General features: G+C 71.8%; 23 protein-coding genes. 17 read left to right on the plus strand and 6 right to left on the minus strand.

The genetic code is table 11. From position 1 onward, the window contains the following. The coding region (locus AB7J25_RS22225; protein WP_428511708.1) for an endonuclease domain-containing protein at positions 1-266 on the plus strand (266 nt) is incomplete at its 5' end. 162 nt (positions 267-428) lie between these two features. Further along, entirely contained in the window at positions 429-1,925 is a 1,497-nt protein-coding gene (gene zwf / locus AB7J25_RS22230) for a glucose-6-phosphate dehydrogenase (RefSeq protein WP_428511710.1), read from the plus strand. A gap of 63 nt (positions 1,926-1,988) precedes the next feature. On the opposite strand, the gene AB7J25_RS22235 is transcribed toward zwf, so the two are convergent. From AB7J25_RS22235 to AB7J25_RS22250, 4 genes are all read right to left on the minus strand, one after another. Next, positions 1,989-2,954 carry an ABC transporter substrate-binding protein gene (locus AB7J25_RS22235; RefSeq protein ID WP_428511712.1) on the minus strand — a complete coding sequence of 322 codons (966 nt, stop codon included), beginning with the start codon at positions 2,952-2,954 and terminating at the stop codon, positions 1,989-1,991. A gap of 17 nt (positions 2,955-2,971) precedes the next feature. Beyond that, the gene (locus tag AB7J25_RS22240) at positions 2,972-4,948 is read right to left on the minus strand and encodes an ABC transporter permease (RefSeq protein ID WP_428511714.1); all 1,977 of its coding nucleotides are present in this window, start codon (positions 4,946-4,948) and stop codon (positions 2,972-2,974) included. Next, on the minus strand, positions 4,948-6,105 hold the full coding sequence (locus AB7J25_RS22245) for a quaternary amine ABC transporter ATP-binding protein (protein ID WP_428511716.1): 1,158 nt from the start codon (positions 6,103-6,105) through the stop codon (positions 4,948-4,950). The genes AB7J25_RS22240 and AB7J25_RS22245 overlap by 1 nt, the downstream gene beginning before the upstream one ends. Positions 6,106-6,324: 219 nt before the next feature. Next, the gene (locus AB7J25_RS22250) at positions 6,325-7,110 is read right to left on the minus strand and encodes an IclR family transcriptional regulator (protein WP_428511718.1); all 786 of its coding nucleotides are present in this window, start codon (positions 7,108-7,110) and stop codon (positions 6,325-6,327) included. Positions 7,111-7,207: 97 nt separating this feature from the next. Between AB7J25_RS22250 and AB7J25_RS22255 the strand changes: the two genes are divergently transcribed. Together AB7J25_RS22255 and betA are read left to right on the plus strand one after the other, a co-directional pair. Then, positions 7,208-8,683, plus strand: a complete 1,476-nt coding sequence (locus tag AB7J25_RS22255; RefSeq protein ID WP_428511720.1) for an aldehyde dehydrogenase family protein — start codon at positions 7,208-7,210, stop codon at positions 8,681-8,683. Beyond that, positions 8,680-10,338 (plus strand): choline dehydrogenase, encoded by a 1,659-nt coding sequence (gene betA / locus AB7J25_RS22260; RefSeq protein ID WP_428511722.1) that lies wholly within the window; start codon positions 8,680-8,682, stop codon positions 10,336-10,338. Before AB7J25_RS22255 ends, betA begins: the two co-directional genes overlap by 4 nt. A gap of 56 nt (positions 10,339-10,394) precedes the next feature. Here the strand turns inward: betA and AB7J25_RS22265 are convergent, their stop codons facing one another. Next, positions 10,395-10,958 carry a ClpP family protease gene (locus tag AB7J25_RS22265; protein WP_428511724.1) on the minus strand — a complete coding sequence of 188 codons (564 nt, stop codon included), beginning with the start codon at positions 10,956-10,958 and terminating at the stop codon, positions 10,395-10,397. Between the two features lie 229 nt (positions 10,959-11,187). Between AB7J25_RS22265 and AB7J25_RS22270 the strand changes: the two genes are divergently transcribed. The 12 genes from AB7J25_RS22270 (at position 11,188) to AB7J25_RS22325 (ending at position 17,304) form a co-directional block, all read left to right on the plus strand. After that, entirely contained in the window at positions 11,188-11,451 is a 264-nt protein-coding gene (locus AB7J25_RS22270; RefSeq protein WP_428511726.1) for a hypothetical protein, read from the plus strand. Continuing rightward, positions 11,448-11,849, plus strand: coding sequence for a hypothetical protein (locus AB7J25_RS22275; protein WP_428511728.1), 402 nt, complete (start codon positions 11,448-11,450; stop codon positions 11,847-11,849). Before AB7J25_RS22270 ends, AB7J25_RS22275 begins: the two co-directional genes overlap by 4 nt. 183 nt (positions 11,850-12,032) lie before the next feature. After that, positions 12,033-12,650 (plus strand): hypothetical protein, encoded by a 618-nt coding sequence (locus AB7J25_RS22280; protein WP_428511730.1) that lies wholly within the window; start codon positions 12,033-12,035, stop codon positions 12,648-12,650. Then, positions 12,643-13,956: an SRPBCC family protein gene (locus AB7J25_RS22285; RefSeq protein ID WP_428511732.1), complete on the plus strand. Its 1,314-nt coding sequence runs from the start codon at positions 12,643-12,645 to the stop codon at positions 13,954-13,956. The genes AB7J25_RS22280 and AB7J25_RS22285 overlap by 8 nt, the downstream gene beginning before the upstream one ends. Beyond that, complete coding sequence (gene gvpJ / locus AB7J25_RS22290) at positions 13,953-14,387, plus strand: gas vesicle protein GvpJ (RefSeq protein ID WP_428511734.1); 435 nt, start codon at positions 13,953-13,955, stop codon at positions 14,385-14,387. Before AB7J25_RS22285 ends, gvpJ begins: the two co-directional genes overlap by 4 nt. After that, a complete protein-coding gene (locus tag AB7J25_RS22295; protein ID WP_428511736.1) occupies positions 14,384-15,118 on the plus strand; it encodes a GvpL/GvpF family gas vesicle protein in 735 nt (244 codons plus the stop codon). Before gvpJ ends, AB7J25_RS22295 begins: the two co-directional genes overlap by 4 nt. A gap of 4 nt (positions 15,119-15,122) precedes the next feature. Then, positions 15,123-15,356, plus strand: coding sequence for a gas vesicle protein GvpG (locus tag AB7J25_RS22300; protein WP_428511738.1), 234 nt, complete (start codon positions 15,123-15,125; stop codon positions 15,354-15,356). Positions 15,357-15,389: 33 nt separating this feature from the next. Then, on the plus strand, positions 15,390-15,737 hold the full coding sequence (gene gvpO / locus AB7J25_RS22305; RefSeq protein ID WP_428511740.1) for a gas vesicle protein GvpO: 348 nt from the start codon (positions 15,390-15,392) through the stop codon (positions 15,735-15,737). Continuing rightward, positions 15,734-16,087 (plus strand): gas vesicle protein, encoded by a 354-nt coding sequence (locus tag AB7J25_RS22310; protein WP_428511742.1) that lies wholly within the window; start codon positions 15,734-15,736, stop codon positions 16,085-16,087. Before gvpO ends, AB7J25_RS22310 begins: the two co-directional genes overlap by 4 nt. Beyond that, on the plus strand, positions 16,077-16,856 hold the full coding sequence (locus AB7J25_RS22315; protein ID WP_428511744.1) for a GvpL/GvpF family gas vesicle protein: 780 nt from the start codon (positions 16,077-16,079) through the stop codon (positions 16,854-16,856). The genes AB7J25_RS22310 and AB7J25_RS22315 overlap by 11 nt, the downstream gene beginning before the upstream one ends. Next, positions 16,853-17,026: a gas vesicle protein gene (locus AB7J25_RS22320; protein ID WP_428511746.1), complete on the plus strand. Its 174-nt coding sequence runs from the start codon at positions 16,853-16,855 to the stop codon at positions 17,024-17,026. Before AB7J25_RS22315 ends, AB7J25_RS22320 begins: the two co-directional genes overlap by 4 nt. Further along, positions 17,023-17,304 (plus strand): gas vesicle protein K, encoded by a 282-nt coding sequence (locus AB7J25_RS22325; RefSeq protein WP_428511748.1) that lies wholly within the window; start codon positions 17,023-17,025, stop codon positions 17,302-17,304. The genes AB7J25_RS22320 and AB7J25_RS22325 overlap by 4 nt, the downstream gene beginning before the upstream one ends. A gap of 17 nt (positions 17,305-17,321) precedes the next feature. On the opposite strand, the gene AB7J25_RS22330 is transcribed toward AB7J25_RS22325, so the two are convergent. After that, positions 17,322-17,759 carry an Lsr2 dimerization domain-containing protein gene (locus AB7J25_RS22330; RefSeq protein ID WP_428511750.1) on the minus strand — a complete coding sequence of 146 codons (438 nt, stop codon included), beginning with the start codon at positions 17,757-17,759 and terminating at the stop codon, positions 17,322-17,324. A 113-nt stretch (positions 17,760-17,872) separates the two neighbouring features. Here AB7J25_RS22330 and AB7J25_RS22335 point away from each other — a divergent pair, with 113 nt between their 5' ends. Next, positions 17,873-18,931 carry a zinc-dependent alcohol dehydrogenase family protein gene (locus AB7J25_RS22335; protein ID WP_428511752.1) on the plus strand — a complete coding sequence of 353 codons (1,059 nt, stop codon included), beginning with the start codon at positions 17,873-17,875 and terminating at the stop codon, positions 18,929-18,931. Positions 18,932-18,970 lie beyond the last annotated feature (39 nt).

The raw sequence follows: 18,970 nt of genomic DNA on the forward strand, positions 1-18,970 counted from the left end.
GCGTCACCGGCTGGGTGCTCGGGCACCCGTTCGGGCCGTGGACGCTGGACCTCGCCTTCGTCCGGGAGCGGGTGGCCGTGGAGGTCGACGGCTGGGCCTGGCACGTCGATCAGGCCCGGTTCCGCAACGACCGCCGCAAGGGCAACGCCGTGAACGGCGCCGGCTGGGTGCTGCTGCGGTTCACCTGGCACGACCTGAACGGGCGCCCCGCGGCGTGTCTCGCCGAGATCCGTGCGGCCCTCGACGCCGCCCGCCGCCCCGCGTGACCGGGACCATGATCCGCGCCTGCGGTCCGACGCGGCCATCGGTGGCCGCCTCCGACCGCGTTCGCGGATCATGCCCGGGGATCACGCCCCTCGGCGGAATGACCGGTGCCCTACTGGATCGGTAAGGTCCACGTGACCAGCCGCCCTGGGGAGGGATCGAGCGTGGACGATCACAATCCGCAGACCATCGCCTATCCCTCGCCGGACGCCCGTGCGCGCCGCCGCGGCCTCGAGCCGCTCGCGCCGCACGTCATCGTGCTGTTCGGTGCCACGGGCGACCTCGCCAAGCGCAAGCTGCTGCCCGGCCTGGCCTACCTGCAGCGCTCCGCGCTCGCCCCGGAGATCCGGGTGGTGGGCACGGCCATGGAGGACCTGTCCACGGAGGAGTTCCGCGACCTCGCCCGGGAGGCCGTGCAGAGCTTCGGGATGCACAAGCTGACCGACGAGGAGTGGGCCGAGTTCGACGACCGGCTCACCTACGTGCCGCAGGCCGCGGGCCCGGAGGGCCTGACCGCCGCGGTGAAGGCGTCGCAGGAGGCGCTCGGGCAGGACACGCGGCTGCTGCACTACCTCTCGGTGCCGCCGCGGGCCGCCCAGTCCGTGATCACGATGCTGCGCGAGGCCGCGCTCGCCGAGAACTCCCGCGTGGTCATGGAGAAGCCGTTCGGCGACGATCTCGACTCCGCCGTACGGCTCAACAACTTCGTGCACGAGACGTTCGACGAGGAGCAGATCTTCCGGATCGACCACTTCCTCGGCAAGGAAGCGGCCCAGAACATCCTCGCGTTCCGGTTCGCCAACGGGCTCTTCGAGCCGATCTGGAACCGCAACTTCATCGACCACGTCCAGATCGACATCCCCGAGACGCTCGGGCTGGACCAGCGCGTGGCGTTCTACGAGGCGACCGGCGCCTACAAGGACATGGTCGTCACCCACCTCATGCAGGTGATGGCGTTCGTGGCGATGGAGCCGCCGACGGCGCTGGAGCCGCGGGCGATCAGCGAGGAGAAGAACAAGGTCTTCCGCTCGATGCTGCCGATCCACCCGTCCGACGCCGTGCGCGGCCAGTACGGCGGCTACCGGGACGAGTCGGGGGTGGCGCAGGACTCGGACACCGAGACGTTCATCGCGCTGCGGGTCGGCCTGGACAACTGGCGGTGGGCGGGCACCCCGTTCTACCTGCGCACGGGCAAACGGATGGCGGAGGGGCAGCGGATCATCTCGATCGCGTTCAAGGAGGCCCCGCGCACGATGTTCCCGCAGGGGTCGGGGGTCGGCACCCAGGGCCCGGACCACCTGACGTTCGACCTCGCGGACAACTCGAAGGTGTCGCTGTCGTTCTACGGCAAGCGCCCGGGGCCGGGGATGCGGCTGGAGAAGCTCTCGATGCAGTTCTCCACCCACGAGACCGAACGCGCCGGCGACGTCCTGGAGGCCTACGAGCGGCTGATCCTGGACGCGATGCGCGGCGACCACACGCTGTTCACGACGGCGGAGGGCATCGAGTCGCTCTGGGAGCGCTCGCAGCCGCTCCTGGACGACCCGCCGCCGGTCAAGCACTACCCGCAGGGCACGTGGGGGCCGAACGCGATACACCAGCTGATCGCGCCGAACGCATGGCGGCTGCCGTTCGAGCGGGCCTGGCGGGAGAAGAAGTAGCCACCCGCCCCGACGCCCGGAAGGCCGCTCCCGCTGCGGGAGCGGCCTTCCGGCACGCGCGAGTCAGGAGGTCTTGGGCAACCAGGCCTGCCACTTCTCCTTGTTGGCGTCCACCCACTTCTGCGCGGCCTCCTCGGCCGGCAGCTTGTCCTGGGCGATCATCGTCGCGACGGCGTTCTGGTCCTCCGCCGTCCACTGGAAGTTCTTGATCAGCTGGTACCCGGGGCCGTTCGCCTCGGCGAACTTCGCGCTGATGATCTTGTCGAGGTCGTACGGCGGGTAGTCGCAGGCGACCTTGGCCGGGTCGGCGTCGCAGCCCTCGGTGTACGGGGGCAGGTTGACCTTCACGAGCTTCAGCTCGTTGAACAGCCACTGCGGCTCGTAGAAGTAGGCGAGCAGCGGCGTGCGCTGCGCCTCGGCCTGGCGGAAGGACTGGATGAGCGCCGCCTCGCTACCACCGGTGACGACCTTGAAGTTGAGGTTGAGGTTCTTGACCAGCGCCTCGTCGTTGGTGACGTAGGACGGGTCGCCGTCGAGCAGCTGGCCCTTGTCCCCGGACTCCGAGGTCCGGAACATCTCCGCGTACTTGTTCAGGTTGTTCCAGTCGGTGATGTCCGGGTACTGCTGGGCCATCCACGGCGGCACGTACCAGCCGATCACGCCCTTGACGCCGGTCGACCCGCCCTCGACTGCGGTCTTCTGCTGCTCGATGTACTTCTCCTTGAGGTCCGGGTGACCCCAGTTCTCCACGACGGCGTCCACCTCGCCGGACCCCATGCCCTGCCAGGCGACCTCCTCCTTGAGGTCCTTGTAGACGACGGTGCAGCCCAGCTCCTGCTTCGCGACGGTGCCGATGACGTAGGCGTTGGCCTCGTAGCCGACCCACGGGTTGACCGCGATGTTGACCGTGCCGCAGTTGCCGCCGCCCGCCGCGCCCGTACTGGGGCTCTCACCGATCTTCTCGCCCCCGCAGCCTGCGAGGACCAGCGCCGCGGAACACATCACCACGGCGAGGTGTCGAGTACGCACGTTCGGACCTCCGGATCTCAGTTCGGTGCGCCGAGACGGTCGGCTGCACTCTGCGTGATGCGGTCGAGCATGATCCCCAGCAGCACGATCGCGAAGCCGGCCGCGAGCCCCTTGCCCCACAGCTGGGCCTGCGAGAAACCGGCCACCACGTCGTAGCCGAGACCTCCGGCCCCGACGAGGCCTCCGACGACGACCATGGACAGCACGTAGATCAGGCCCTGGTTGGCCGCGAGGGCGACCCCGCGGCGGGCCATGGGCAGCTGGACCTTCGTGATGGTCTGCCAGCTCGTCGAACCCGCCGAGGTCGCGGCCTCGACCGCGGTCGGCGACACCCCGCGGACGCCGTCGCAGACGAGTTTGATCGCCACCGGCGCCCCGTAGACGACGGCGGCGACGATGGCGGTGAACCGGGTGCTGCCGAACAGGCCGAGGAACGGCACCAGGTAGACGAACGCGGGCATGGTCTGGCCGGCGTCGAGGGCCGGCCGGATGAACCGGTCGGCGCTGTCGCTGCGACCCATCCAGACCCCGAACGCCAGTGCCAGCACCATGACGACCACCGTCGCGACGAGCGTCGCGGCCAGGGTGACCATCGAGTCGCTCCACAGCCCGGTGACGATGATCAGCACGAGGCACACCGCAGCGACCACGAGGGCGCGCACGCCGGCGAGCAGGTAGGCCAGGGCGAGGACCGCCGCCCCGGTCAGGTAGAACGGCGAGTCGGCGAACAGCGACTGGAGCGGGTCGAGCACGAACAGGGTGAAGACGTCCTTGCACCAGACGGTGATGAAGTACAGGTTGAGCTGGGCCCACTCGGTCGCCGCCTGGACGCCGGCGGCGATCGACGAGCCGATGCTCACCTCGGAGGGGAACTCCGCGGCCCACAGGTAGGTGCGCGAGAGGTACACCGCGAACAGCGTGACGACACCCAGGCCGATGATCAGCATCCGCCGCCGCTTGGGGTGGGCCGGACCGCCGTGCTGCTCCTGCTCGACCCGCACGCTCGCCGCGGTCAGCGAGCGGTCCAACAGGATCGCCAGCACGACGATCGCGAGGCCGGCGTTGAAGGCCGTGCCGACGTCGAGCGACTGCAGCGCGCGCAGGACCACCTTGCCCAGGCCGGGAGCGTCGATCAGCGCGGCGATCGTGGCCATCGAGAGCGCGGCCATCATCGTCTGGTTGACCCCGAGCACGATCGTCCGCTTGGCCAGGGGCACCTGCACCTTGCCGAGCATCTGCCAGCGGGTCACGCCGAGTGAGGTCGAGGACTCCAGCGCCGACGCCGAGACGTTGCGGATGCCGTGGGCGGTGATCCGGATGACCGGCGGGATGGCGTAGATCAGCGTCGCGATCGTCGCCGAGGCCGGGCCGATCAGGAAGAACAGGGTGAGCGGGGCGAGGTAGACGAAGGTGGGCATCGTCTGCATGAAGTCGAGCACCGGGGTGATCGCCTGGTTGACCCGGTCGTTGAGGCCCGCCCAGATACCCAGCGGGACGCCGATGAGGATGCACAGCAGCACGGCCGCGAGCGTCAGCGCGAGAGTCTGCATGCTCTCGACCCACAGCCCCTGCAGGCCGAGGAACGTCAGCCCGAGGCCGACCAGCAGCGCGATCCGCCAGGTGCCGAACGTGTACCCGAGCCAGGTCCCGATCGCGACCACGCCCAGCCAGCCGATCTGCGGCACCGGCCGGCCGGCGGAGGGGTCGGCGATCAGCGCCAGGAAGGCGGTGACCAGCGTGTCGATGACCTGGCGGATGACGTCGAAGCCGTAGACGAAGATCGGACTGGTGTTGCGGTTGGCGTCGACGGTGTCGCGCAGGTCGTTGAGCGAGTCCTGCAGCGGGGTGGTGTCGGCCGGGGCGAGGTAGAGCGTGTGCTGGCCACGCAGGAGGAACCACAGCACGACCCAGGCCACCAGCACGCCGACGATCGCCATCGGCCGGGTGACGACCAACTTCGGCCGGGCGACGTCGGCCGTCGCAACGGCGGACATCAGGCCGGAGCCCGCTCGGTCGACTCCGCCGTCTCGTCCGGCGCGTCGGCCGCCTGCTGCGGTTCGGTGTCGGCCTGCCCGCTGGACTCCACCGGAGCGGGCGGGGTGTCCTCGGCGACGACGACGCGCAGGATCTCGTCGTCGTCGACCACACCGAGCAGCTTTCCGTCGCGAACCACCTTCACCGGTGAGGTGGACCGCAGCACGACGCGCACCGCGTCGCGCACGATCACCTCGGGGTCGAGCTCCGGGCCGTCCATCGGCTCGTCCGGGCGCGGGTCGCGCATCACCCAGCGCAACGTGAGCACGTGCGACTTGGGGACCTCGCTGACGAAGTCGCGCACGTAGTCGTCCGCGGGCGCGCCGACGACCTCGTCCGGCCGCCCGACCTGCACCAGCTCGCCGTCACGCATGATCAGGATGCGGTCGCCGAGCTTGAGCGCCTCCTGCAGGTCGTGGGTGATGAACACCATCGTCTTGCCGACCTCGCGGTGCAGCCGGATGACCTCGTTCTGCATGTCGCGGCGGATCAGCGGGTCCAGCGCGGAGAACGGCTCGTCGAACAGCAGCATCGTCGGGTCGACGGCGAGCGCCCTGGCGAGGCCGACGCGCTGCTGCATGCCGCCGGAGAGCTGGTTGGGGAAGGAGTTCTCGTAACCGGTGAGCCCGACGAGCTCGACCATCTCCATCGCGCGCTTGCGGCGCTCGTCCTTGCCCGCGCCGCGGATCTCCAGCCCGTACCCGACATTGTCGACGACGCGGCGGTGCGGCAGCAGGCCGAAGTGCTGGAACACCATGGCGAAGCGGTGGCGGCGCAGCTCGCGCAGGCGGGCCTGGCTCGCCCCGAGGATGTCCTCGCCGTCCAGCACGACCTCGCCGGACGTCGGCTCGATGAGCCGGGTGAGGCAGCGGACGAGCGTCGACTTCCCGGAACCCGACAGCCCCATCACGACGAACACCTCGCGCGGGGCGACCGTGAACGACACGTCCTTCACGGCGGCGACGCAGCCGGTGCGCTCCTTGAGCTCGGGACGCGACAGCTCGGCGTCCGGCGTTCCGACGATCGAGTCCGCGCGCGGGCCGAAGATCTTCCACAGGCCACGAACGGTCATGCCGGCGTCGTGGGCTTCGGTGTCGCGATCGGCATCGCTCGGCATCGCACTCTCCTCCGTGAGGACCGATCACGCCGAGCCGACCAGCGCTGTTGCACCCAGCGCAACACGACCTGGCGTGCGCAACAGCTTGCTCCTGCCCGTCACGGTCCGTCAAGGTCGCCGAGACCGTGCCCCGAATGAGTTATGCGCCCGAGATCCATCTCACCGACGTGCGCTGCACCGGCCGGGTACGAGCGACGGGCGCCGAGGCGCGGGCCGGGATCACGCGACGTGCGCGTGCCACCCCAGCCGCCGCGCCACCTCGTCCGCCGCGTCCCGGACCAGCGGGGCGATCTCCGCGAGGCGCGCGGCGGTGAGCCGGAAGCTCGGCCCGGACGCCGACAGCGACGCGACGGCCACCCCGTCCGGGTTGCGGATGGGCGCTGCGATCGCGGTGAGGCCGATCTCCAGCTCGTCCACGGCGACGCCGTGGCCCTCCGCGCGGATGGCGGCGAGCTCGTCGTCGAGGCGGTCGCGGCGGGTGATCGTGTGCTCGGTGAACGCGGGCAGCTCCAGCCCGACGAGCAGCTCCGGCGGCCCGAAGGCGAGCAGCACCTTGCCGTTGCTGGTGGCGTGCATGGGGATCCGCTGGCCGACCCAGTTGTGGGTCTGCACGGCCGAGGAACCCGCGACCTGGTCGACGTAGAGCGCGGCACCGTCCGAGGGCACGGTGATGTTGATGGTCTCGCCGGTCTCGGCGGCGAGCTTGCGGCAGACGGGGCGGCTCTCCTGCACGACGTCGAGCCGGGCGGCGGTGGCGCCGGCCAGCCGCAGGATGCCGAGGCCGAGGCGGTACTTGCCGCGATCGACGTTCTGTTCGACGAGGTTGCGCGCCTCCAGCGCCGCCACCAGGCGGAACGCCGTGGACTTGTGCACGCCCAGCTCCGCGGCGAGGCCGGTGACGCCGGCCTCCCCGTCCCGGGCGAGGATCTCCAGCACGGTGACGGCGCGGTCGACCGACTGGACCGTGCTCCCCTCGGCCCGGGCAGCAGACGCGCTGTTGCTCATAGCGGAACAGTATCGCAACTGATGCAACCTTGACGCCGAGTCGTCACCGGTTGCAGGCTGTGACGCCAACCGTCCCGTTCGGGGGAAGGAGCGCGCCGTGCCCAGCCTGTACGTCGACGGGGAGTGGATCGGCGCCGCGGCCGAACGGGAGGTCGTGAACCCGGCCGACCAGAGCGTCGTGGCCAAGGTGGACGAGGCAGGCGCCGCCGAGGTGCGCAGTGCGGTACGCGCCGCACGCCGGGCCTTCGACGACGGCCCCTGGCCCGCCACCCCCGTCGCCGAGCGGGCGGCGCTGCTGGACCGGGTCGCGGACCTGCTCCTGCGCGACAAGGAGGAGATCGCCCGCACCGAGACCCTCGACACCGGCAAGACGGTCAAGGAGTCCCGCATCGACATCGACGACGTCGTGGCGGTCTTCCGGTACTACGCCCGGCTCGTCACCGAGCAGCACGACCGCACCGTCGACACAGGCCGCCCCGAGATCGAGAGCCGGGTCGTCCACGAGCCGGTGGGCGTGTGCGTGCTGATCACGCCGTGGAACTACCCGCTGCTGCAGATCTCGTGGAAGGTGGCGCCCGCGCTCGCGGCCGGGAACACCGTGGTGATCAAGCCGAGCGAGGTCACACCGCTGACGACGATCGCGCTGGTGCGGCTGCTGGAGGAGGCCGGTGCGCCCCGCGGCGTGGTCAACCTCGTGCTCGGCGGCGGTCCCGCGGTCGGCTCGTCGCTGGTCGAGGACCCGGACGTGGACCTGGTGTCGTTCACCGGCGGCGCCGCGACGGGCCGGGCGATCCTGCGCGCGGCCGCGGACACCGTCAAGCGGGTGGCGGTAGAGCTCGGCGGGAAGAACCCGAACGTCGTCTTCGCCGACGCCGCGGACGGCGAGGGGTTCGAGACCGTCGTCGACAACGTCATGACGGCGGTGTTCCTGCACTCGGGCCAGGTCTGCTCGGCGGGCGCACGGCTCATCGTCGAGGACTCGCTGCACGACCGGCTCGTCGACGCGATCGCCGAGCGTGCCGAGCGGATCGTGCTCGGCGACGGCCTCGACCCGCGCTCCGAGGTGGGCCCGCTGGTGTCGGCGCAGCACCGGGACAAGGTCGAGGCCTACGTCGCGTCCGCGCTCGCCGAGGGGGCGACGCTGCGCGCGGGCGGGCGGCGCCCGGCGGATCCGCAGCTGCAGGCCGGGTTCTACTACCGTCCCACGCTGCTCACCGACGTGCGGGCGGACATGCGCGCCGTCCGCGAGGAGACGTTCGGCCCGATCCTCACCGTCGAGCGCTTCACCAGCGAGGCGGAGGCCTGCGCGCTGGCCAACGACACCGATCTCGGCCTCGCGGGCGCGGTCTGGACCGCCGACGCCGCCCGCGGTGAGCGGGTGGCGCGGGCGCTGCGCCAGGGCACGGTGTGGATCAACGACTACCACCCGTACGTGCCGCAGGCCGAGTGGGGCGGCTACAAGCGCTCCGGCAACGGGCGCGAACTCGGCCCGACCGGGCTGCACGAGTACCAGGAGCTCAAACACATCTGGCGCAACACGGCGCCCGCACCGACCGGATGGTTCGCGTCATGACCGCGCAGGGATCCGAGAGCTACGACTTCGTCATCGTCGGCGGCGGCTCGGCGGGCTGCGCCCTGGCGAACCGCCTCTCGGCGGACCCCCAGAACTCCGTCCTCGTGCTGGAGGCCGGGCGTCCCGACTACATCTGGGACGTCTTCATCCACATGCCCGCAGCGCTGCCGTTCCCGATCGGGTCGCGGTTCTACGACTGGAAGTACGAGTCCGAGCCCGAGCCCCACATGAACGGGCGGCGGATCTACCACGCCCGCGGCAAGGTCCTCGGCGGCTCCTCCAGCATCAACGGGATGATCTTCCAGCGGGGCAACCCGATGGACTACGAGCGCTGGGCCGCCGACAAGGGGATGCAGACCTGGGACTACGCCCACTGCCTGCCCTACTTCAAGCGGATGGAGAACTGCCTGGCCGACCCCGGCACGCCCTTCCGCGGCCACGACGGTCCCCTGGTCCTCGAACGCGGCCCGGCGACGAGCCCGCTGTTCCGCGCCTTCTTCGAGGCCGTGCAGCAGGCCGGGTGGCCGCTCACCGACGACGTCAACGGTCGGCAGCAGGAGGGGTTCGCCGCATTCGACCGCAACGTCCACCGCGGCAGGCGGCTCTCGGCGGCCCGCGCGTACCTGCACCCCGTCATGGACCGGCCGAACCTGCACGTCCGCACCCGGGCGCTCGCCACGAAGGTGCTGTTCGACCGCACCCGCGCGTTCGGTGTCCGCTACCGCCACCGCGGGCGGATGCACACCGCCCGCGCCGGCGAGGTCGTCCTCTGCGGAGGCGCCATCAACTCCCCGCAGCTGCTGCAGCTCTCCGGCGTGGGCAACGCCGACGAACTGCGCGCGCTGGGCCTTCCCGTCGTCGCGGACGTCCAGGGCGTCGGGGAGAACCTGCAGGACCACCTGGAGGTCTACATCCAGCACGCCTGCACCAAGCCGGTGTCGCTCGCGCCGATGACGAAGTGGCGCAACCGGCCGCTGATCGGCGCGCAGTGGCTCTTCCTGCGCTCGGGTCCGGGCGCGACCAACCACTTCGAGGGCGGCGGCTTCGTCCGTTCCAACGACGACGTCGACTACCCGAACCTCATGTACCACTTCCTGCCGATCGCGATCCGTTACGACGGCTCCTCCCCCGCCACCGGGCACGGCTATCAGGTGCACGTCGGGCCGATGTACGCCGACACCCGCGGCACGGTGAAGATCGTCTCCACGGACCCGGCGGTGCACCCGGCGCTGCGCTTCAACTACCTGTCCACGCCGAACGACCGCCGCGAGTGGGTGGAGGCGATCCGGGTCACCCGCGACATCCTGCGCCAGCCCGCGTTCTACGAGTTCGACGGCGGGGAGATCTCGCCCGGCCCGACCGTCGAGACCGACGATGAGATCCTGGACTGGGTCGCCCGCGACGCCGAGACCGCGCTGCACCCCTCGTGCACCACGCGGATGGGCGTGGACGACATGTCCGTGCTGGACCCGCTCACGATGCGCGTGCACGGCCTGGACGGGATCCGCGTCGTCGACGCGTCGTCCATGCCGTACGTCACCAACGGCAACATCTACGCGCCGGTGATGATGCTCGCCGAGAAGGCGGCCGACATCATCCTCGGCAACACCCCGCTCCCCCCGGAGGAGGTGGACTTCTACCGCCACCGGTCGTGATCCGCAGTTGTGGTGCAGGGCGGCCAACGGTGGCCGCCCTGTACCGCCGTTACGGATCATGCGCGCGCGAGCACCGCGTCGATCAGCCCGTACTCGACGGCCTGGGCGGGGGTGAACCAGCGGTCGCGGTCGAAGTCGGCCTCGATGCGCTCCACCGGCTGCCCGGTGCGCTCGGCGGTGATCCGCGCGATCTGCCCCTTCCACCGGCGCAGCGCCTCGGCGCGGATCCGGGCGTCGGTCTCCACCCCGCCGATGCCGCCGCCGGGCTGGTGCATCATCACCTCGGCGTGCGGCAGCGCGTAACGCTTCCCGGGCGCACCCGCGGTGAGGAGGAACTGCCCCATCGACGCCGCCCAGCCCGTGACGACCGTCGAGACGTCCGGCCGGACCGCCTGCATCGTGTCGTAGATCGCCATGCCCGCCGGGACGGAGCCGCCGGGTGAGTTGATGTAGAGGGTGATGTCGGCGGCCGGGTCCTCGGCGGCGAGCAGCAGGAGCTGGCCGACGATCCGGTTGCCGATCTCGTCGTCCACCTCCTTGCCGAGGACGACGATCCGCTCGGCGAGGAGCTTGTCGAACACCTGGTCGTCCAGGGTGACGGCACCGTTCGAACGGGACATCGGGAACACCTCCGGTGACGGGTCTCGACCCGGACGCTAGGAGCACGCCGCGGGCCACCGGCCCCACTTCCACCGCAGGTGAACGGATATCGCCGTGGGCGCACGGAACGGAGCCGACCGGATGACGCAGCGGCCACACCCGGACGGCGCAACCTTCCCGGATGATGGTTACGCCCGCCCTCCGTCGGTTATTTGACTCCAGACGTCGGCCGAGTTCCGCGGAGGCACGATGAGAATTCTCAGGATCGTCGTCGCGGTGCTGGTCTGGCTCCTCGCGTTCGTTCTCCTCGTGCTCGCCGTCGTCCTTTCCCTGACGGTGGTGCTGTTGCCGGTGGGAGTGGCTGTCGGATATCTGTCGTTGCGCCTTTTCCGCTTCGGTCTGCGTTGCACAGCGCCGCGCGCCAAGGACGTGCAGAAGGCATTGCGCAAGACGGGACGACAGTGGCGTCGCCGTACCCGTAAGGCGTTGCGCGACGCCGGGGCGACGCGATGACCCGACCGGCGACACCGGCGAGGCCAGGGCGTCCGGATCCGCTCGCGGACCTCCGGCGGGCTCTGCGGGACCTGCTGGCCACGCTGCTCGATCGGGCCGTCGGCGTGGCGCTGGACAAGGTCGAGGACATCGCGGGCCGCCTCGACGAGATGGCCGCCCGCGGCGGGCCGAACGTGGGCGCGCTGGTCGGCGGCGCCCGTTCGCTGATGTCCGGACGCAATCCGATCTGGGGCGCGTTCCGGGGCGCATTCTCGGCACTCAGCCCGGGCACGAAGGCCGCCATCGTCGCGGCGCTCGTCCTGGCCCTCGTGCTGCTCCCCGTCACCGTCGTGCTCGTGCTGCTCGCGCTCATCGTGCTGGCGGTCGTGGCCGCGGCGCGGTGGTCCGCCGTGCGCTGACCCGGACGGTTGCTCCGTCCGTGCCCATCGCCCCTCGCAGACGGGGCAACTTCGCGGCAAACGCCCGGAGGTGCGGCCCACCCCGATTACCGATCACCACCAGCGGGCACAGCCCGATGAAACCATTCGGACATCGCTCCGGTCGCACACCGGTGAACGCGACTCGAATCGAGGAGTTCTCAGATGAAATGTGGAGCCCGGGTGGCGCTCGGCGTCGCGGGCGGCTATTTCCTCGGCCGCACCAAGAAGATGAAGCTGGCTCTCATGCTGGGCGCGATGGCCGCGGGACGCCAGTCCGGCGGGCCCGCCGGACTGCTCGCGCAGGGCACCAAGCTGATCAGTGCCTCGCCCGAGTTGAGCAGGCTGACCGGCGAGATCCGCGGCCGGCTGCTCGAAGCGGGCAAGGGTGCCGCGCTCGCCGTCGCGGCCCGCCAGGTCGAGTCCCTGACCGACCGCGTCGGCAGGCGCGTCGAGTCGCTGGGGTCCGTCGGCGCCCCGTCGAGGCGGCGGTCGGACCGCCGTTCCGCCGAGACCGACGACGGCTACGTGGATGACGCCTACGACGAGCCCGACGACGAACTGGACGACGACGCAGACGACGAGACCGACCGGACCCGCGAGGACCGCGACGAGGAGCCCGCCGACGAGCCGGAGCCGGCCGACGAGCCGGAGCGGCCGCGCCGCAAGCGGCCGGCGGCGGCGGGGGCCGGGCGCAGGGCGACCGGCACGGCGCGCAAGGCGACCGGCACGGCGCGCCGCGCGGCGTCCGCCGGATCACGACGGAGCAGTGCTGATGGCTGACACGACGAAGGTCACGAACGCGGCGTCCGGCGCGAGCAGCGCGCTGCCCGCCGATGCGCTGAAGGATGCCGGTCAGCGGCTGCTGGCCCTGCTGGTGCAGCGCGCGGCGGACTCCGCGCTGGAGCGGGTCGAGAACATGTCGAGCCGGCTCACCGGCGTCGCGGAGAACGGGGGTCAGCTGCTGGGGTCACGCTCCGGCCGCGGCCGCTCCGACGAGGCTGACGAGGCCGACGAGAGTTCGGAGAACGGCGACGGTGGCGAGGGCAGGCAGGGCCTGCTCTCCCGCATCGGGTCGGCGGTCGGCGGCGTGAAGGACAAGGTCGCGGAGGCCGTCGGCGGCGGCGGTAGCGGTGGCCAGGGCAAGAAGCTGAAGGTCACCAACATCGTCGAGGAGCAGGACGTCGGGCTGCCGCTGCGCACCACGTACGACCTGTGGACGCAGTTCTCCGACTTCCCCGGGTTCATGAAGAAGCTGGAGACGGTCGAGCAGGCCTCGGACGAGAAGACGAACTGGACCGCGAAGGTCTTCTGGTCGCGCCGCACGTGGGAGGCGACGATCGTCGAGCAGGTGCCCGACTCGCACATCGTGTGGAAGTCCACCGGTGCCAAGGGCCATGTCGACGGAGCCGTCGCGTTCACCGCACTCGGTCCGAACCTCACCCGCGTGCTGCTCGTGCTCGAGTACTGGCCGAAGGGCTTCTTCGAGCAGACCGGCAACATCTGGCGGGCCCAGGGACGGCGCGCACGGCTGGAGTTCAAGCACTTCCGGCGCCATGCGATGACCAACGCGCTGCTGCGGCAGGACGAGATCGAGGGCTGGCGCGGCGAGATCCGCGACAGCGAGGTCGTGAAGACCCACGAGGAGGCCCTCGAGGAGGAGCAGCGGCAGGACTCCGAGGACCGGGACGCCGGCGCGCAGGGCGAGCCGGACACCGAGCCCGACGAGGCCGCACCGGACGAGGACGGGCCCGACGATGCGTCCGAGACCAACGCGGAGGAGGCCCGCGCGGACGACGAGGACGTCTACGACGACGCGGACGAGCCGGACGACGAGACCGACGACGTCTACGACGAGGCCGACGACGGCTATGACGACGAGGCCGACGACCAGGACTACGACGACGCCGACGACACAGACGAGAGCGACGACCGCTACGTCGACGACGAGGAGGACCTCGACGATGCCCGGCACGCCGACGAGGACGCCGAGGACCGCGAGGACGACGAGCGGACCGGCTCGGTGAACGGCCGGAGCAGGCGCCGTGAGCCCGCTGGGGCACGGTCGCGCCGAGGCGGTGGGCGATGACGGTCGCAACCCAGCGGCAGGGCGACGGTCACGTCGAACGGTCCGGCGGGGGCGGCTCGAGCAGCCTCGCCGACGTCGTCGAGCTGATCCTCGACAAGGGCCTGGTCATCGACGTGTTCGTCCGGGTCTCGCTGGTGGGGATCGAGATCCTCACGGTGGACGCCCGCATCGTCGTCGCCAGCGTCGACACGTACCTGCGGTTCGCCGAGGCGACCAACCGCCTGGACCTGTATGCCAAGGGCGGCAAGGACCTGCCCGGGCTCGTGCAGGGCATGACCGAGGGCGGCGCCAAGGGCAAGACCGCCGGGGTGCTGGACGCCGCCGCGGAGAAGGTCGACGAGCTGCTCACCCGGCACAGAGACGACGAGCCCGAGGACGAGCCCGAGCCGCGCAGGCGGCCGCGCCAGCGGCCCCGGGAGCGTGCGGAATGACCACACCCACCTACGTCTACGGCCTGGTCCCGGCGGGCGCCGAGGTGCCGACGGACCTGCGCGGCATGGGCCCGTCCGGCCGGATCTCGACCGTCCGGCACGGCAGGGTCGCCGCCCTCGTGAGCGACGTCCCCGAGGACCGGCCGCTGGGCACCCGCGACGACCTTGTCGCGCACGAGACCGTCGTGGACACCGTCGCCGCCCGCACGACGATCCTGCCCATGCGCTTCCCGGCGGTGGTGCGGGAGCAGGGCGTGGTCGAGGAGTTGCTGGCGCCGCACGAGGAGTACATCGCGCGGGCGTTGGAGACCCTCGAGGGCCTCCAGCAGTTCACGCTGAAGGGCACCTACGACGAGGCCACCGTCCTTCGCGAGGTGCTGGAGGCCGACGAGGAGATCGCGGAGCTGCGCGCGCGGGTGGCCGAGCTGCCCGAGGACGCCGCCTACTACGACCGGGTACGCCTCGGCGAACTCGTCGTTGCGGCGCTGGAGGCGAAGCGCGAGGTCGATGCCGGAGGCATCCTCGAGCGGCTGACGCCGTCGGTCGCCGATGTGGTGACGCACCCGCCCACCAGCCCCGAGCAGGTCCTCAGCGTGGCGCTGCTCGTGGACCGGGAGCGGACGGCGGATTTCGAGAACGCGGTCGAGGACCTCGGCCGGGGGCTCGCAGGCCGGATACATCTGCGGTTGCTGGGCCCGCTCGCGCCGTACGACTTCGTCCCCGAGGAGTGACGACGTGGGACTGATCACGGGTCTGCTCGCGCTGCCGGTCACCGGACCGGTCCGCGGGGTCCTCTGGCTGGCGGAGCAGATCCGTGAACAGGCCGAGGACCGCTACTACGACCCCGTGCGGATCCGGGCCGACCTCGAACGCGTCGACGAGGCCCGGCGCAGCGGAGAGCTGTCGGACCAGGAGGCCACCAATCGGGAGAACGAGCTGCTGCAACGACTGATGACCCGCCGGAGCTGACGGGGCGGGCGCAGCGACTGAGAACGGAGAACCGTGACACGCGAGGAAGCGGCCGGCGACACCGGCGCCCGCCGGGGGCGCGGTGCGAGCCGGCCACCGGAGCGCCGGCACAATGGGCGGCTCCCCACCGCCGAGGCGGCCCGCGCGGCCGCGGCGGCGGTCTCGGAGCTGACCGGGCGCCGGAGCGAGACGGTCGTCTCCGTGGACCGCCACGAGAGCGGTTGGAAGGTCGGCGTCGAGGTGGTCGAGAGCTCTCGGATCCCCGACACGAACGACATCCTCGCGCTGTACGTCGTCGTCCTCGACGCCGACGGCGAACTGGTGTCGTACCGCCGGACCCGCCGCTACGTCCGGGGCCGGATCGCGCAGGAGGGCCGATGACCTCCGGCTACCCCGTCCCCGGGCGCGCGCGAACGCCGCAGCACCGGCAGGAGTCGACGAACCTCGCCGACATCCTCGAGCGCGTTCTCGACAAGGGCATCGTCATCGCCGGGGACGTCCGGGTGAACCTGCTCGACATCGAGCTGCTCACGATCAAGATCCGGCTCCTGGTCGCGTCCGTGGACAAGGCCAGGGAGATGGGGATCGACTGGTGGGAGCACGATCCGACGCTGAGTTCCGGGCAGCGCGACCTCACGGTGGAGAACCGGGCGCTGCGCGAGCGGATCGGCGAGCTGGAGTCCTCCCGCAACGGCTCCTCCCGCGACTCGGAGCGCGGTGATGACGGCTGACGTGCTGCTGTACCTGTACGCGGTCGGCGACGACCGGCTCGACCCGGCCGGGATCTCCGGCATCGGGGACGCGCCGGTGCGGGTCGTGGTGCAGGGACAGCTCGCGGCGGTCGTCGGCGAGGTCGGTGCGCAGGAGTTCGCCGAGGAGCCGCTCGCGGCGAACCTCGGCGAGCTGGCGTGGTTGGAGAAGGTGGCCCGCGCGCACCACCGCGTCGTCGCTGCGCTCGCCGACCGGCACCCGGTGGTGCCGGTGCGGCTCGCGACGGTCTTCACCGGCGAGCAGACGGTGCGGGCCCTGCTGCGGGCCCGTCGCGCCGACATCGTCGGTGTGCTCGACCGGATCCGGGGACGCGTGGAGTGGGGCGTGAAGGCGTTCGCGGCCGAGCGCGCGAACGGTGAGCCCGTGCCGCCCGCCGATGTGGGACCCGACGTGGGCCCCGGCGCCGCCTACCTCATGCGCAGGCGGGCCGAACGCGACCGGCGGGCCCGCGGCGCGCAGGAGGCCGCAGCACGGGCCGACGAACTGCACGTCGCGCTCTCCCGGCACGCCGTCGACGCGCGCCGCCACCCGCCGCAGGATCCGCGCCTGAGCGGTCGACCGGAGACCATGGTGCTCAACGCGGCCTACCTCGTCGAGCAGTCCGGGAACACCGCCTTCCAGCGCGAACTGCAGCGCTGCGACGCAAGCCTCGTCGTCGAGGGGACGGGGCCCTGGGCGCCGTACTCGTTCGCCACCCTGGACACACCGGAGACCCTGGAGACGCCGTGACGCTCGCCCGCCCGGACGACGACGTCGCGCTGGTCGACCTGCTCGACCGGCTGCTCGCGGGCGGCGTCGTCCTCACCGGCGACGTCACGCTCTCCCTGGCCGGGGTGGACCTCGTGCACGTCTCGCTGCGGGCGCTGATCAGCTCCGTGCAGACGCTGGCGCAGCGATGAACGGCGAGCGGATCGCGATGGATCCGGAGTCGGTCGGCCGCGACCTGGGGCGGCTCGTGCTGACGATCGTCGAGCTGCTGCGCCAGCTCATGGAGCGCCAGGCGCTACGGCGCATCGACGTCGGCGACCTCCCCGACGAGACCGTCGAACGGCTCGGGCTGGGCCTGATGCGTCTGGAGGAGGCGATGGCCGAACTGCGGGAGCACTTCGGGCTGCGCCCGGAGGACCTGAACATCGACCTCGGTCCCCTGGGAAGTCTGGTGGACCCGCCGCCCTGACCGGACCCGCCGCCTCGTCAGCCGCGCCGCGCGATGCGGGCGCTGAGGCCGTCGAGGGCCCCCGCGAGCAGCAGGAGGCACGCGTCGCCGACGGACACCGGGGCGGTCCCGTTGCACCCCGGGCCGGTGTGGGCGGGCTCTGCGGCGCGGCCCCGCGCGGGGCCCGGCGACGGTACGGCGCCGTCCGGGGCGCTCGGCCCGTCCCGCCCGTCCAGGGGGGCGCCGCCGTCCCCCGGGCGCGCCGAGCGCGCGGCGGCCGCGCGCCGGGGCCGCCCCGACCGCCGGCGGGAGCGCGCGGTGGCGGCGTAGTCGGCGAGGATCGCGCGCAGTCGGGCCGCGTTCTCGTCGGAGAGGTCGATCTCGTAGGACCGGCCGTCCAGCCCGAATCGGACGGTGCCCGAGGCGGGCGATCCGTCGAGATCGTCGACGAGCGTCGTGCGCGTGTGCTTCACCATCGGCCCCATCCGTCACGGCACCGGCCCAGCGTACGGCCGCAGCTCCGGTGCGGCATCCGCGAGCGGTCCCGGCCGGGCTGGCGTGGCTCGCGGGTTCGCGCTAGGCAGGCCGGATGAGTGTGATGACGGGGATCGTGCTGCCCGGCGGGCGCGCCGTGCGGCACGTGGAGGTGCCGGTCCCGGAGCCCGGCCACGGACAGGTGCTGCTGGCGGTGCGGGCGTCGTCGATCTGTGGCAGCGACATCCGCGCGATCTACCGTGAGCACCTCGGCACGGGAGCCGAGGCATACCGCGGTGTGATCGCGGGGCACGAACCGGCCGGCGAGGTGGTCGCCGTCGGGCCGGGCTGCCGGCGGCTCGGCGTGGGCGACCGCGTCGCGGTGTACCACATCGCCGGCTGTGGGCGCTGCGGCGAATGCGCCGCCGGCTACATGATCGGGTGCGAGAGCCCGGCCCGGGCCGCGTACGGCTGGCAGCGCGACGGCGGCCACGCCGAGTACCTGCTGGCCGAGGAGGTGACGTGCCTGCCGCTGCCGCCGTCGCTGTCCTTCGTCGACGGTGCCCTCGTGACGTGCGGGTTCGGCACGGCGGACGAGGGGTTGCGACGGCTTCGGGTCTCCGGGCGGGACCGGCTGCTCGTGACCGGGCTCGGGCCCGTCGGGCTCGCCGCGGCGATGCTGGGGCGGGCCCTGGGTGCGGCGCCCGTGATCGGCGTGGACGTGGTCGCGGCCCGCCGCGAGCAGGCACTGGCCCTCGGGCTGGTCGACCACGCCGTCGAGGCCGGACCGGACGCCGCGGCGGAGATCGCGGCGGAGATCGCGGCGCTCACCGGCGGCGAGGGCTGCGACGCCGCGATCGACTGCTCCGGGGCGCCCGCTGCCCGGCTGCTCGCGCTGGAGACCCTGCGCCGGTGGGGCCGGTGCTGCTTCGTCGGCGAGGGCGGCACCGTCTCGTTCGCGGTGTCGGAGCTCTTGATCCACAAGCAGGCGACGCTGCACGGATCCTGGGTGACCTCGCTGCCGCACATGGCGGAGCTGCTCGCCCGGCTCGCGGCCTGGGACCTGCACCCCGAGCGGATCGTCACGCACCGTTACCACCTCGACACGGCGGCGGCCGCCTACGCGATCGCCGACGGCGGAGCCGGCGGGAAGGTGACCCTCATCGGATCGTGAACGGCCCTCGACCACCGGTGCTGGAGATGGGAGCCTCGG

The organism is Pseudonocardia sp. (assembly GCF_050246655.1).
Lineage (GTDB): Bacteria > Actinomycetota > Actinomycetes > Mycobacteriales > Pseudonocardiaceae > Pseudonocardia.